Here is a 14,223-nt window from a genome sequence, read left to right on the forward strand (position 1 = left end):
AGATCAAGGAGGATCCCGGCGTCATCACCATCAACCCGGTGAACTCGCCGCGGCTGTTTGACGATGCGATGGGCGACGGGCTGATTGCGATGGAGGAATACGGCCAGCCGGTGAAGGTGACGCCTTCCACTCTGATGGGGGCGATGACACCGGTGACCCTGCCTGTGGTGCCGGCCCCTCGTGCTCCCCGGAGTATTTTAACCAGAACGAAGCCCCCTCCCAAACGGGCGCGGGCGGTGCAGAGCGGACCAATCAGCGCGGTCCGAAATACTCTGCCAGATGGTCGATCAAAGCGCGGATCCGCGCTGTGAGATGGCGGCTGGACGGATAAACCGCGTAGAGCGTGATCGGATCGGTTTCCTGTGTTTCGAACAGCACTTGCAACCTGCCATCCTGCAGAAACGGCAGCGCGGTGTAATGCGGGCAGCGGGCAATCCCGAGGCCGCTGGCAGCCATATGGGCCACAGCACGCGGTGAATTGGCACGAAAAGTGCCGCCGACAATGACTGTCCGCTGCCGGTCCTTGCGGCCGAAGGTCCAGGCATCCGGCTGCGGCGAGGTCATCTGCAGCAGGCAGTTGCGGGCAGCCAGCGCTTCGGGTTCGGCAGGGGTTCCCTGCGCCGCCAGATAGGCCGGCGACGCCACCACCACCAGCCGCATGGCACAGAGCTTGCGCGCGATCAGTGTCGAATCCTTGAGAGCTCCGAAACGGACCGCCAGATCCACGCCCTCCTCCAGGATAGGCAGGTGGCGGTCGGACAGCAGCAGTTCAACCGCCACCTGAGGATGCATCTGCTGGAACGGCTGCAAGGCTTCGACCAGCTCCCGGCTGCCGAAGCCGGTAGGCGCAGTGATCCGGACCGGGCCGCCCAGCTCCTGCTGGCGCAGCTGCACCACGTCCTCCAGCTCGTCGAACTGATCCAGCAGCGGCAGGCAGCGCTCCAGATAGGCGCGGCCCGTGTCGGTCAGCGTTACCTTGCGAGTGGTGCGGTTCAACAGCTGCGCACCCAGCTGTTCCTCCAGCCGGGCCACATATTTGCTGGCCAGTTTGGTGCTGATACCCAGCTGCAAGGCACCGCTGGTAAAGGAGCTTTGCGCCGCAACGGCCGCAAAGGTGCGCATGCAGGCCAATTTGTCCATCGTGTCTCTCCCGGCGCCTTTATTTATGAACACTGCATACACAATCAATCGCCGAAAAGGAATATTATCGCCCTTGCGCGCCGCCGCTATCTTGCCCGTGTTATCAATAACCCACGGCACATGCCGCACAGAAGGATCCCAGTCATGCCGCATTCCATCCGCATTCACAGCTTCCCCCTCTCCGGTCACTCCCATCGGGTAGAGCTGTTCGCCAGCCTTGCCGGCATCGCCCATGAGGTGATCAACGTCGACCTTGCAGGCGGTGAACACAAACAGCCCGCGTTTCTGACGCTGAATCCCGCAGGCCAGGTTCCGGTGATCGAGGATGGCGAAACCGTCTTGTCCGATTCCAACGCCATTCTGGTCTATCTCGCCCGCAAATACGCGCCGTCCTGGCTGCCATCCGATCCGGTTCTGGAAGCGGAAGTGCAGAAGTTCCTGACCCTGGCGGCGGGCGACATTGCCTTTGGCCCGGCAGCCGCGCGGCTGATCACCGTCTTCAACGCGCCGCTGGACGCGGAGTTCTGCGCCACCGTCGCCGCGCGTGTGCTGGGCAGGATCGATGCCCATATGGAGGGCCGCGGCTTCCTGGCCGGCGACACCCCCACAATCGCCGATGTGGCGGTCTACTCCTATCTGGCCCACGCGCCCGAGGGCGGAATCCCGTTGGAGCCCTACCCGAATGTGCGTGCCCTTCTGGCCCGCATCGAAGGCCTGGAGGGCTTCAAGCCGATGCCCGCCACCAAGGCTGGCCTGGCGGCCTGACCCCTTGCGCGGCGGCTGCTCTGACGGCCGTCGCCTCTCTCCTTCAGACAACAGGAGGTTTCCGTGACTCCCTTTGATGCAGACAGCCCCTCGCCCTTTCATGAAGGCGAGCAGGAAATGCAGCGCCGCGCGGGCAAGCGTGATGCAATGGAAGCCTTCGCCCGCCGGCTGATCCGCCCCTTCATGCCGGATCAGCACCGCGCGTTCTTTGCGCAGCTGCCGTTTCTGGCGGTAGGCGCGGTGGACCATCAGGGCTGGCCCTGGGCAACCCTGCTGAGCGGCCCGCCCGGATTTGCTGCCACCCCGGATGCGCGGCATATGCATGTATCACTGAGCGGCAGCACCGAGGATCCCGTCCATGTTGCCATCCGCAAGGGCGCGCCATTGGGGATTTTGGGGATCGAACTGCACAGCCGCCGCCGCAACCGGGTCAACGGGCGCATCATTGCCGCCGCGCGGCACGGGTTTACCCTGCGTGTCGATCAGTCTTTTGGCAACTGCCCGCAATACATCCGGCTGCGGGATTTGAAACCTGCAGAACCACGGGTAGCTGCCAAGCCGCAGCGCTTTGTCAGCTTAGACAGCGCCCGCACCGCACTGATTTCCGATGCCGACATGTTCTTTGTCGCAAGCCATGTGCCTGCGGCGGCGCACCCCGAACGCGAAGGCGTCGATGTCTCGCACCGGGGCGGGCGGCCCGGTTTTGTCCGCGTCGACGGCAACACCCTGGCCATCCCCGATTTCCCCGGCAACAACCATTTCAACACCTTGGGAAATTTCCTGCTGAACCCGCGCGCGGGCCTGGCGTTTGCGGATTTCGAAACAGGCAGCCTGCTGCTGCTGACCGGTACGGTTGAGCTGCTGGGCGAAAACCACCCTGATGTCACCACCTTTCAGGGCGCTGAGCGCGGCTGGCGGTTTACCCTGCACCAAGGCATCTGGCTGGAGGGCGTTCTGCCCTTCCACGCCGAACGCGGTGATTTTTCACCCAACGCGATGATGACGGATACTTGGTCTGAGTCAGAGGCCCGCAAAACCCTGGAAGCACAACGCAGCGCCTGGCGCCGCTTTCAGGTTGCGCGGACCGAGCAAGAAAGCACCACGATCCGCTCCTTTTATCTGCAGCCGGAGGACGGCGGCCCGCTGCTGCCATTTGAGGCCGGCCAGTTCCTGACCCTCCGCGCCGCGCCGCCCGGCACAGAAAGGCCGCTGGTGCGGACTTACACGGTCTCCTCAGCCCCTGGGGAAGGCCACTACCGCATCTCGGTCAAACGCGAGGAAAACGGCACCCTGTCCCGGCTGCTGCATGACACCCTGCAGCCCGGCACGATGATTGAGGCCAAGGCCCCGCGCGGCGCTTTCTTTCTGGACCCGTCGCAAATGCGTCCAGCGGTGCTGATCGCCGGCGGCGTGGGGATCACGCCCATGATTGCCATGGCGCGCCACAGCTTGCGCGAAGGGCTGCGCACCCGCCATCAGCGCCCGCTTATTCTTTTGCACGCTGCGCGCAGCGTCCGGGACCGCGCCTTTGCCAGTGAACTGCGCAGGCTTGAGCAGGCCGCCGGCGGCATGATCCGGTATGTTTCGCTGATCAGCGAGCCTGCCGCGGATGAGGTGGCAGGCAGGGATTTCGATCTGACAGGCCGCATCGATACCGGAATCCTGCAGCGGCTGCTGCCGCAACAAAGGGCTGATGTCTACCTCTGCGGACCTGGCGGGTTCATGCAGGCCGTCTATGACAGCCTTCTCAGCCTTGGTGTCCGCGACGCTGACATCCACGCCGAGGCCTTCGGGCCATCCGCATTGGCGCGCGCCGCAGATGCCGCGCGCCTGAAGGATACAGTGCCAGAAGCCGCAACCGCCATTGTCCGCTTCACCAGATCCGGATTTGAACAGCCGTGGACCCCCGCAGACGGAACCCTGCTTGAGCTGGCAGAAACCCATGGGCTGACACCGGAATTCAGCTGCCGCGCCGGTAATTGCGGCAGCTGCAGCACCCGGCTTGGCGCAGGCAAAGTGTCCTACCGCCGCGCGCCATCGGCTGCGCCTGCGCGAGGGGAAACACTGATCTGCTGCGCCGTCCCTGCGTCAGACACAATCGAACTGGATTTGTGACCCGGACTCGCTCCGTGAAGCCGCACCATCGTGCCATTGCCACCGGCGGCGGCGTTGCCGGCGCCTCTGCCCTCGATCACCCGGCACTTCGGAATGACCGGCCCGAACGAGCAGCTGCCCGGTGCACCTTATGCCACCGGTTTGAAACGCGGACGGCGGATGGGCTCAGCGCAAAATTATCCCGAATACTGAAAGCTCACCCACCACGGTGACGTTTTGCACATGATCTCCCAGCGGGTAGCGCCGCAGGCTGTGCCGTCGCACCTGCGCCACAATTCCAACACCGAGGCGCAAATCACCCGGACCGGGAGTTCGCCGAAGGGGCACTGGAGCGCTGACAGCGCAGCCCTTGCTGCAGCGGAACGGGCGCGGGGCCGGTCCCTCGCACCCGCAGGCTGGACAAGGTTCCACCCGGTGCCGCAGTATCCGGGTATTGGCCCGCGGTGCGGAACCATTGCGCTCGGTCGCAGGTTCTCCTTGGGGACAGCAACTTGCCCGCCCCTGCGGCTCCAAAGGAAGTGACCACACCGTGAATGCAATGCCCGGTACAAAGGCGCATTCTCTATAGGCGAAAACCAGGCCCGCGGAACCAGCCGCGCCGCCAAGCCCCCAAAGGAGCGACGGAAAACATGTCCCAGATATCCAGCACCGTCCTGGCGCTGCTTGAATTCCTGTCATATGCGTTCATCTTTGTCTTCGGCGCCGGCGTTTTATGGCTGGTAGTGATCTACATCCGCGACAAAACCCAGACCGACAGCACCCTGCGCCGCAATTACCCGGTGGTGGCCCGCTTCCGCTATTTCTTTGAACATATGGGCGAATTCTTCCGGCAGTATTTCTTTGCCCTGGACCGCGAGGAAATGCCGTTCAACCGGGCGGAACGCTCCTGGGTTTACCGGGCCGCCAAGAATGTGGACTCCACCATTGCCTTCGGCTCCACCCGGGATCTGCGCCCGGCCGGAACAGTCTATTTCGCCAATTGCCCCTTCCCGGCGCTGGCGCAGGACGCAACGCCCGCCGCCTCCGTCACCATCGGCCCTTACGCGCGCCACCCCTACACCACGGATTCGATCTTCAATATCTCCGGCATGAGCTTTGGCGCCATCTCCGTGCCCGCGGTCCGCGCGCTGTCGCATGGCGCCAGAAAGGCCGGCATCTGGCTCAACACCGGCGAGGGCGGGCTGTCGCCCTATCATCTGGAGGGCGGTGCCGACATCGTGTTCCAGATCGGCACCGGCAAGTTCGGCGTGCGCAAGCCCGAAGGCGGCTTTGACGAGGACAAGCTGCGCGCGGTCGCTGCGCATGACTCTGTCCGCATGTTCGAGCTGAAGCTCAGCCAGGGCGCCAAGCCCGGCAAGGGCGGTATTCTGCCCGGCGCCAAGGTGACACCGGAAATTGCCGCCATCCGCGGCTTGATCCCCGGCGAGGACGCCATCAGCCCCAACCGCCACCCGGAGGTCAGTACGGTAAGCGACCTGCTGGACATGATCGCCTATATCCGCGAGGTGACCGGCAAGCCGGCGGGCTTCAAGGCGGTGCTGGGCGCCTATGGCTTTATCGAGGGCCTGTGCCAGGAGATCCTCTCCCGCGGCGTCGAAAGCGCGCCGGATTTCATCACCATCGACAGCGCCGACGGCGGCACCGGCGCCGCCCCGATGAGCCTGATTGACAACATGGGCATGCCGCTGCGCGAAAGCCTGCCGCTGACCGTCGATATCCTGACCCGCTATGGGCTGCGCGAGCGGATCAAGGTCTGCGCCAGCGGCAAGCTGATCAACCCGTCCGAAGTTGCATGGGCGTTCTGCGCCGGCGCCGATTTTGTCAACTCCGCCCGCGGCTTCATGTTTGCGCTCGGCTGCATCCAGGCCCTGCAGTGCAACAGGAACACCTGTCCCACCGGCATCACCACCCATGACCCCAAGCTGCAATTCGGACTCGACCCCGCCAGCAAATCCGAACGCGTCGCCTATTACGCCAAGAACATGAAAAAGGAGGCCGAAATCATCGCCCACAGCTGCGGCGTCGCGGAACCGCGGCTGCTGCAGCGTTACCACGCGCGCATCGTGCTGGATAACGGCCGTTCCGTCTCGATGGATGAACTGTTTCCGGTGCCGGCACAGCAGCACGCCGCGCAATAAGCCGCCCTCCCCTGCACTCTCAATCAACAGGAGCCCCCATGCCCGAGACCCGCTCTGTGCCCCATTCCCCCGCCAAAGCTTCTGACCTGCTGGTCGACGCGCTGGAGGCCGAAGGCGTCGAATACGTCTTTGCCGTCCCGGGCGAGGAAAACCTCGACCTGCTGGAATCCCTGCGCACCTCGAAGATTGAGCTGGTGCTGACCCGCCATGAACAGGGCGCCGCCTTCATGGCCGCCACCTATGGCCGCCTGACCGGCAAGGCGGGCGTCTGCATGGCGACACTGGGCCCCGGCGCCACCAATTTCGCCACCCCCGCCGCCTATGCCCATCTGGGCGGCATGCCGCTGATCATGATCACCGGCCAGAAGCCGATCAAGAAATCGAAACAGGGCCGGTTCCAGATCATCGACGTGGTGGGTCTGTTCGAGCCGATCTGCAAGATGTCCAAACAGATCGTGCACGGCAATACCATCCCGGCGCTGATCCGCGAGGCATTCCGCACCGCCGAGGAGGAACGCCCCGGCGCCGTCCTGCTGGAGCTGCCGGAGGACATCGCGGCAGAGGAAACCGATGCCTCCGTCATCCCGCCCCACCCGCGCCATTACGCGGTGGCGGGGGACGAGGTGCTGACCGAGGCCGCGGAAATGATCCGGGGCGCTAAGATGCCGCTGCTGCTGCTTGGGGCCGGCGCCAACCGCCGCAAGGCGCGCTCTGCCCTGTGTGATTTTACCGGCCTGATCCAGATCCCCTTCTTCAACACCCAGATGGGCAAGGGCGTGGTCGATGAACGCTCGGACCTGTTTCTGGGCACCGCCGCGCTGTCGGACGGCGATTATTTGCACTGCGCCATCGAACGCGCCGACCTGATCATAAACGTGGGCCACGACGTGGTTGAAAAACCGCCCTTCTTCATGGAGGACGGCGGCACCAAGGTGATTCATGTGAACTACAAGGCAGCGCAGGTCGACCAGGTCTATTTCCCGCAGCTGGAGGTGGTCGGCGACCTGGCGCAATCGATCACCCGGCTGGGCAATATCCTGGGCGGCCCGCTGGACTTTGACCGCAGCTATTTCCAGCGCATCAAGCAGGAAACCGAGAAACACCTCTCCGACCGCGCCGGCGATGCGCGTTTTCCGGTGATCCCGCAGCGGCTGGTGGCGGACACCCGCAAGGTGATGGGCGACTGCGATATCATCGCGCTGGACAATGGTATCTACAAGATCTGGTACGCCCGCAATTACAAGGCTTATCACTCCAACACCGTTCTGCTGGACAATGCGCTGGCGACGATGGGCGCGGGCCTGCCATCGGCGATGATGGCGGCCAAGCTGAACCCGGACCGCCGGGTGATGGCGATCTGCGGCGACGGCGGCTTTATGATGAACAGCCAAGAGCTGGAAACTGCCGTCCGCCTCGGCCTCAACCTGGTGGTGACGGTGCTCAACGACAGCTCTTACGGCATGATCCGCTGGAAGCAGTCGCACGCAGGCTTTGCCGACTGGGGGCTGGAATTCGGCAACCCGGATTTTGTCCAGTACGCCAACAGTTACGGCGCCACCGGCCACCGGATCGAGCGCACAGAAGACTTGGTGCCTACGTTTGAGAACGCCTTTGACGCGGGCGGCGTGCATCTGATTGACGTGCCGGTGGACTACAGCGAAAACCAGCGCGTGCTGATTGATGAACTGGCTGAAAAAGTGTGCCTGATATGACCGGAACCGTAAAAGTCGTGAACCCCTTCAGCCTGGAGCGCATCGGCACGGTCGAGACCTCAGACTGGGACCGGATCGACGCGATGCTCACCACCGCGCATGGGCTGTTCCGCCAGCGGGATAGCTGGCTGCCGGCCTATCAGCGGATAGACATCCTTAAGAAAACCGCCCGGCTGATGGAAGCGCGGTTCGACGAGCTGGCGCTGCTGATCGCCAGCGAGGGCGGCAAGCCGCTGGTGGATGCCAAGGTAGAGGTCAAACGCGCCATCGACGGGGTGGAGCTGTGCGTGCATGAGATCGGCCAGATGACGGGCAAGGAAATCCCGATGGGCTTGACCGAGGCCGGATCGGGCCGGATTGCCTTTACCCAGCGCGAGCCGATCGGCGTGGTCGTCGCCGCCAGTGCCTTCAACCACCCTCTGAACCTGATCGTGCATCAGGTGGCGCCCGCGGTGGCCACCGGCTGCCCGGTGATCGTCAAACCGGCGCAGGACACGCCGCTGTCCTGCCAGGCCTTTGTCGCGATGCTGCACGAGGCCGGGCTGCCGCCGGACTGGTGCCGCGAGGTGGTCTGCTCCAACGCAGTGGCGGAAATGATGATCACCGATGCGCGGGTCGGCTTCTTCTCTTTCATCGGCTCCGCCCGCGTCGGCTGGATGCTGCGCTCCAAACTCGCCCCCGGCACCCGCTGCGCACTGGAACACGGCGGCGCCGCGCCGGTGATCGTGGCCGGGGACGCGGACATCGACGCGATGATCCCGGCGCTGGCCAAGGGCGGCTTCTACCACTCCGGCCAGGTCTGCGTCTCGGTGCAGCGGGTGTTTGCTCCCGCCGCCAAGGCCGAAGAGATCGCGCAGAAGCTGGCCGAAGCCGCCAAGGCGCTGAAGGTTGGCGACGCCACCGACCCCAGCACAGACTGCGGCCCGCTGATCCGCCCGGCCGAGGTCGACCGGGTGGAGGAATGGGTGCAGGAGGCGCTCGACGGCGGCGCCAGGCTGCTGGCGGGCGGCAAGCGCCTGGGCGAGACCACCTATGCCCCCACCGTGCTGCTGGACCCGCCCGCGGACGCCCGCGTCTCGCAGCAGGAGATCTTCGGCCCGGTGATCTGCATCTACAGCACGGACAGCATCCCGCAGGCGATCGAGGCCGCCAACGGCCTGCCATTCGCCTTCCAGGCCGCGGTGTTCACTCAAAGCCTCGACACCGCCATGCAGGCCGTCCGCCAGCTCGACGCCACCGCGGTTATGGTCAACGACCACACTGCCTTCCGTGTTGACTGGATGCCCTTCGCCGGCCGCCGCCAGTCCGGCTACAACACCGGCGGCATCGGCTACACCATGCATGACATGACCCAGGACAAGATGGCGGTAATCAAGCTCTGACCGCGCCGGGCGCGGCTTGCGCCCGGCAATTATCCAGCCCGCCCGCTTTCGCCCTTTCCGCCTGCGGGTTCCGCCGCTATGCCGGCAGCATCCCAAGACAGGAAAGGCATCGACCATGACCATCACCCGTTCCGGCACCACCGCCCGCTCCAGCAAGATCGTCAAGCACAACGGCGTTGTCTACCTCAGCGGCCAGGTCTCCGAGGCCGAAACCGCCGCCGAGCAGACCCGCGAGATCCTCGCCAAGGTCGACGCCCTGCTGGCCGAGGCCGGCAGCGACAAGACCCGGCTTTTGCAGACCGTGATCTGGCTCGCCGACATGTCCTATTTCGCTGAGCTGAACGAGGTCTGGAACGCCTGGGTTCCCGAAGGCCACGCCCCGGCCCGTGCCTGCGGCGAAGCCAAGCTGGCGCGCGAGATCCTGAAGGTCGAGATCATCGTCACCGCCGCCTGCGACTGATCCGGTTGCCGTCCGGCTAATGCACTGCGCCGGGCCTCCTTGAGGCCCGGCGCTTTTGGTTTCATCCCTGTAATCCGGGTCAGGCAGGCAGATCCCCGGTGATCCCGGTGTCCTCCGGTCCGCTGGCACGCACCTGGATCGGCGCCGCCGAGGGATCATCCCGCAGCGATTTATACAGCCCCCAGACCATCGCGATGATCAGGAATGAAATCGGGAAGGCGGTCGCGATCAGGGCCGTCTGCAGCGCGTTCAGCCCGCCCGACATCAGCAGCACGATGGCGGTTGCGCCGATCCCCGCGCCCCAGATGATGCGGAACTTGTTCGGCGGGTTTTCATCGCCCATCGATAGCATGGTGGTGATCACCAGGGTGCCGGAATCCGCCGAGGTCACAAACCAGCTGACCAGCAGCAGGGTTGCGAGCAGCGACAGCGGCCAGGCGGTCCAGCTCAGATCGCCCATCCAGGAGGTCGCCCCGAGATTGCCGATGGTGCCATACAGCGCCGCCGGCAGTTCCCAGTTGCGCACGGTGGCAATCACCCCTGCGCCGCCGTCGGACGCCGGGCCCGCACCCATGTGCATCTCCTGCCAGATCGCAGTGCCGCCAAAGATGCACAGCCAGAAGAACACCGCGGCGGTCGGCACGCACAGCACCCCGACCATGAACTCGCGGATGGTGCGGCCATAGGAGATGCGGGCGATGAAAATGCCCACCAGCGGCGCCCAGGCGATCCACCAGCCCCAATAGAAGATGGTCCAGCCGCCCTGCCAGGCGATGTCCGCCTCTTCGGTGGCGGTCCAGAAGCCCATCGGGATGAAGTTCCACAGGTAGTCCCCGACAGAGGTGATGTAGAAACCCATCAGCCACTTGCCCGGGCCGATCACCACAAAGGCGGCCAGCAGCGCGACAGACAGCCAGATGTTCCATTCCGAGATCAGCCGGATGCCGCGGGCAACGCCGGACACGGTCGATGCGGTGGCGATGACGGACACGATGACGATCAACACGATTTTCAGGGTCAGCGTCACCTCCAGACCGAACAGCACGTTCAGCCCGGTGGCAATCTGGGTGGACCCCAGCCCCAGCGAGGTGGCAATGCCGAACACCGATCCGAACACCGCCAGCAGATCGACCGCATGCCCCCATGGGCCATAGATCCGCTCACCCAGGATCGGATACAGGGTTGAGCGCATGGTCAGTGGCAGCTTCTTGCGGAACCCGAAATAGGCCAGGCAAAGCCCGACCAGCACATAAAGCGCCCAGCCGTGGAAACCCCAGTGGAAAAAGGTCACCCGCATCGCGTCCTGCGCCCGCTGCATGTTCATGTCCAGATGGCCCGCCATGTCGGCATGGGGGTTGTTCGGATAGCCAAAGGCGCCGGAATTGTCGAAATAGAAGATCGGCTCCGCCACCCCGAAGAACAGGATGCCGACGCCGATGCCGGCCGAGAACAGCATCGCGAACCAGCTGAAGTTGCCGAATTCGGGGCGCGAGTCGTCGTCGCCCAGCCGCAGCTTGCCAAACCGCGAAAACATCAGGCCAAAGCAGAAGAACATGCCGGCAATCAGCACTGCGATGTAGTACCAGCTGAACCAGCTTTCGATCCAGCCGCGGACGGATTTGTACAGGCCGTTTGCCAGCTCGACATTCAGCGCCGTGAAGATCACAAATGCGGCGATCATCCCCATCGCCGCCAGCCCCATCCCCGGATGAAGACCGGCAAAAAAGCCGGACTTCGCCACCAGGTGGCTGTTGGAATTGCTCTCAGACATTTGGTCCTCCCTTTGACCCTATAAGATTTGCCCCCCGGCGCTGGCCGCCTCGGGGGGGCTGCCCGGCCCGCCGGGCAGAAATGTGTTCATCGTGTCCTGCCGTGCGCCGCAAGGGGCCGCCCGCCGTGCGGACCTTTCCCGCGGCAGGAGGCTTTGGCTGCGGGCCGGAGCGGGGAGGGTGTCCGGCCCGCAAAGCGGGGATTCCGGCTGCCTGGCAGGCGCGACACACTGTTCCGCCATGCTGTGCGGCTGAACAGCCTGAAGGCTACCGGTCCCCATCTCAGCCCCTCAGCCGCGCTGGCCGACGTGGCGCCCGGCGCCTTCGGGCAGCGGCAGCCCCGCGTGCGCGGCGGCAAAACTTGCCAACTTGTCCGCCACCGCATCGGACGGCAGCGAAGTACCGCGCGCGTTCAGGTCCATATGCAGCAGCAGCGTTTCCACGGTCGCCGCCAGCTGCCCCTCGGGGCCGGACAGGCGGTGGAACAGATGCATCTTCTTGCCCTCGCCCGTCAGCACCTGGGTGGTGACGGTCAGCGCATCGCCCTCGTGCAGCTCATCCAGGAAGCGCACGTGGTTCTCGACAGTGAAATAGCTGCCGCCCGCAGCGATATAGTCCGCATCGCAGCCGATCAGCTCCATGAACCGGTCGGTCGCCTGGGCCGAGGCCTCGGTATAATGCGCCTCGTTCATGTGCCCGTTGTAGTCGGTCCAGCTCTGCGGCACCGGACGGCTGACGGTCACCGGCAGATCCGCCGCCTCCGGCGTGGGCAGCGCTGCCTCATGGGAGTTGATCACACCGCCAGCCCCGCTGCCGGATTTCTTCAGCGCCCGCATCATGCCGACCAGGTTGTCGTCCCGCAGCCGCTCCAGCTCGCGGATCGGCATATGGCCCGACTGCGCATCCGACTGGCCTGCGATCAGGTCGACCAGCTCGTCGGTGAACTCCGGCACGTCCATCAGCTTGGTCCAGGGCCATTCCAGCGCCGGGCCGAACTGCGCCATGAAATGCTTCATGCCCGCTTCGCCGCCGGCAATCCGGTAGGTCTCGAACAGGCCCATCTGCGCCCAGCGGAGGCCAAAGCCCATGCGGATCGACTCATCCAGCTCTTCGGTGGTGCAGATGCCGTCCTTGATCAGCCACAGCCCTTCGCGCCAGACCGCTTCCAGCAGCCGGTCGGCGATATGGGCGTCGATCTCCTTGCGTACGGTCAGCGGGTACATGCCCACTTCGCGCAACAGGTCCGAAGCTTGCGCGCAGGTCTCCGCATCGCCCACCAGCTCGACCAGCGGCAGCAGGTAGACCGGGTTGAACGGATGCGCCACCACGGCGCGGGCGCCCTCGGCATTCAGCTCCGACGGCTTGAAGCCGGAGGTGGACGAGCCGATCACCGCAGCTGCCGGCGCATGCTCCACGATCTGCGCGTGGATTTTGTGTTTCAGGTCCAGCCGCTCCGGCACGCTTTCCTGGATCCAGGATGCCTCCGCCACGGCCTCAGCCATGTCCGCGTGGAACGTCAGTTCCCCTTCCGCAGGCAGCGCCTTGTCATAAAGCGAGGGCAAAGAACGGCGGGCGTTGGCCAGCACCTCATTGATCTTGCGTTCTGCTTCCGGGTCCGGGTCGAACACCCGCACGTTCCAGCCGTTCAGGAGGAACCGCGCGGCCCAGCCGCCGCCGATAACCCCACCGCCGATGATTGCTGCTGTTTTCATGATCTATCCTCTCGGAATTTCTTCTGGCCCGTGCCCAGCACGAGCCGCGCCCGCCCCTCCCCCGGGAGGGCGCAGTGCGCCCACCCAGGCTCGGCCGCGGCCCTGTATTGAGTTACTTTGCCGCCGGTGCGCGCTTGGTGAGGCCCAGCTTCTCGCGGACCGCGTCGGGGCCGATGATCTTGGCGCCCATGCCCTCGATCACGCCCGCCGCGCGTTCCACCAGCTGCGCATTGGTGGCCAGCACGCCCTTCTCCAGGAACAGGTTGTCTTCCAGCCCGACCCGCACATTGCCGCCCGCCAGCACCGACTGCGCCGCATAGGGCATCTGGTCCCGGCCAAGCGAGAACGCCGACCAGGTCCAATCCGCCGGCACATTGTTGACCATCGCCATAAAGGTGTTGAGGTCGTTCGGTGCGCCCCACGGCACCCCCATGCACAGTTGCACCAACGCGTTCTGCTCCAGAATCCCCTCTTTTACCAACTGCTTGGCAAACCACAGATGGCCGGTGTCGAACGCCTCGATCTCCGGTTTGACCCCCAGATCGGTCATCATCTGTCCCATCGCCCGCAGCATGCCGGGGGTGTTGGTCATCACGTAATCAGCCTCGGCAAAGTTCATGGTGCCGCAGTCCAGGGTGCAGATCTCAGGCAGGCATTCGGCAATATGGGCCATCCGCTCGGTGGCGCCGATCATGTCGGTGGCCGCCTCATTGACCGGGAACGGGCTCTCGACTCCGCCAAAGACAATATCGCCGCCCATGCCGGCAGTGAGATTCAGCACCACATCCACTTCAGAGTCGCGGATTCGGTCGGTAAGCTCCCGGTAAAGCTCAAGTTTCCGGGACGGCGCGCCGGTCTCAGGGTCGCGCACATGGCAATGAACAACGGCGGCGCCAGCCTTGGCCGCCTCAATCGCGGACTCGGCGATTTGCTTGGGGCTGCGCGGCACATGGGGGGATTTGTCCTGAGTGCCGCCCGAGCCGGTCACGGCACAGGTGATGAAGACGTCTCGGTTCATGGTCAGGGGCAT

General features: G+C 64.7%; 11 protein-coding genes. 7 read left to right on the top strand and 4 right to left on the bottom strand.

Going from position 1 to position 14,223, the window contains the following annotated elements; translation table 11 throughout:
• The first annotated feature begins 2 nt into the window (after positions 1-2).
• Positions 3-311, top strand: a complete 309-nt coding sequence (locus tag VOI29_RS00070; RefSeq protein ID WP_323775455.1) for a trimethylamine methyltransferase family protein — start codon at positions 3-5, stop codon at positions 309-311.
• Here VOI29_RS00070 and VOI29_RS00075 read toward each other — a convergent pair.
• Positions 253-1,140 (bottom strand): LysR family transcriptional regulator, encoded by an 888-nt coding sequence (locus VOI29_RS00075; protein WP_323775421.1) that lies wholly within the window; start codon positions 1,138-1,140, stop codon positions 253-255. The genes VOI29_RS00070 and VOI29_RS00075 overlap by 59 nt on opposite strands.
• A 144-nt stretch (positions 1,141-1,284) precedes the next feature.
• Between VOI29_RS00075 and VOI29_RS00080 the strand changes: the two genes are divergently transcribed.
• From VOI29_RS00080 to VOI29_RS00105, 6 genes are all read left to right on the top strand, one after another.
• Positions 1,285-1,905, top strand: a complete 621-nt coding sequence (locus tag VOI29_RS00080; RefSeq protein WP_323775422.1) for a glutathione S-transferase — start codon at positions 1,285-1,287, stop codon at positions 1,903-1,905.
• Between the two features lie 63 nt (positions 1,906-1,968).
• A complete protein-coding gene (locus VOI29_RS00085) occupies positions 1,969-4,020 on the top strand; it encodes a pyridoxamine 5'-phosphate oxidase family protein (protein ID WP_323775423.1) in 2,052 nt (683 codons plus the stop codon).
• Between the two features lie 629 nt (positions 4,021-4,649).
• A complete protein-coding gene (locus VOI29_RS00090; protein WP_323775424.1) occupies positions 4,650-6,158 on the top strand; it encodes an FMN-binding glutamate synthase family protein in 1,509 nt (502 codons plus the stop codon).
• Between the two features lie 38 nt (positions 6,159-6,196).
• Positions 6,197-7,870 carry an acetolactate synthase large subunit gene (locus VOI29_RS00095; protein ID WP_323775425.1) on the top strand — a complete coding sequence of 558 codons (1,674 nt, stop codon included), beginning with the start codon at positions 6,197-6,199 and terminating at the stop codon, positions 7,868-7,870.
• Positions 7,867-9,252 (top strand): aldehyde dehydrogenase family protein, encoded by a 1,386-nt coding sequence (locus tag VOI29_RS00100; RefSeq protein WP_323775426.1) that lies wholly within the window; start codon positions 7,867-7,869, stop codon positions 9,250-9,252. Before VOI29_RS00095 ends, VOI29_RS00100 begins: the two co-directional genes overlap by 4 nt.
• A 115-nt stretch (positions 9,253-9,367) precedes the next feature.
• Entirely contained in the window at positions 9,368-9,712 is a 345-nt protein-coding gene (locus VOI29_RS00105; protein ID WP_323775427.1) for a RidA family protein, read from the top strand.
• Between the two features lie 79 nt (positions 9,713-9,791).
• On the opposite strand, the gene VOI29_RS00110 is transcribed toward VOI29_RS00105, so the two are convergent.
• The 3 genes from VOI29_RS00110 to VOI29_RS00120 form a co-directional block, all read right to left on the bottom strand.
• A complete protein-coding gene (locus VOI29_RS00110) occupies positions 9,792-11,483 on the bottom strand; it encodes a BCCT family transporter (protein ID WP_323775428.1) in 1,692 nt (563 codons plus the stop codon).
• 288 nt (positions 11,484-11,771) lie between these two features.
• Positions 11,772-13,193: a carnitine 3-dehydrogenase gene (locus VOI29_RS00115; protein ID WP_323775429.1), complete on the bottom strand. Its 1,422-nt coding sequence runs from the start codon at positions 13,191-13,193 to the stop codon at positions 11,772-11,774.
• A gap of 112 nt (positions 13,194-13,305) precedes the next feature.
• Positions 13,306-14,223, bottom strand: a complete 918-nt coding sequence (locus VOI29_RS00120) for a 3-keto-5-aminohexanoate cleavage protein (protein ID WP_323775430.1) — start codon at positions 14,221-14,223, stop codon at positions 13,306-13,308.

The organism is Leisingera sp., from assembly GCF_034669605.1.
GTDB lineage: Bacteria > Pseudomonadota > Alphaproteobacteria > Rhodobacterales > Rhodobacteraceae > Leisingera.

Excerpts from the sequence above, each read along its gene's own strand:
- VOI29_RS00075 (WP_323775421.1), bottom strand. The coding sequence starts at position 1,140 with ATGGACAAATTGGCCTGCATGCGCACCTTTGCGGCCGTTGCGGCGCAA.
- VOI29_RS00080 (WP_323775422.1), top strand. The coding sequence starts at position 1,285 with ATGCCGCATTCCATCCGCATTCACAGCTTCCCCCTCTCCGGTCACTCC.
- VOI29_RS00090 (WP_323775424.1), top strand. The coding sequence starts at position 4,650 with ATGTCCCAGATATCCAGCACCGTCCTGGCGCTGCTTGAATTCCTGTCA.
- VOI29_RS00095 (WP_323775425.1), top strand. The coding sequence starts at position 6,197 with ATGCCCGAGACCCGCTCTGTGCCCCATTCCCCCGCCAAAGCTTCTGAC.
- VOI29_RS00100 (WP_323775426.1), top strand. The coding sequence starts at position 7,867 with ATGACCGGAACCGTAAAAGTCGTGAACCCCTTCAGCCTGGAGCGCATC.
- VOI29_RS00105 (WP_323775427.1), top strand. The coding sequence starts at position 9,368 with ATGACCATCACCCGTTCCGGCACCACCGCCCGCTCCAGCAAGATCGTC.
- VOI29_RS00110 (WP_323775428.1), bottom strand. The coding sequence starts at position 11,483 with ATGTCTGAGAGCAATTCCAACAGCCACCTGGTGGCGAAGTCCGGCTTT.
- VOI29_RS00115 (WP_323775429.1), bottom strand. The coding sequence starts at position 13,193 with ATGAAAACAGCAGCAATCATCGGCGGTGGGGTTATCGGCGGCGGCTGG.
- VOI29_RS00120 (WP_323775430.1), bottom strand. The coding sequence starts at position 14,223 with ATGCCCCTGACCATGAACCGAGACGTCTTCATCACCTGTGCCGTGACC.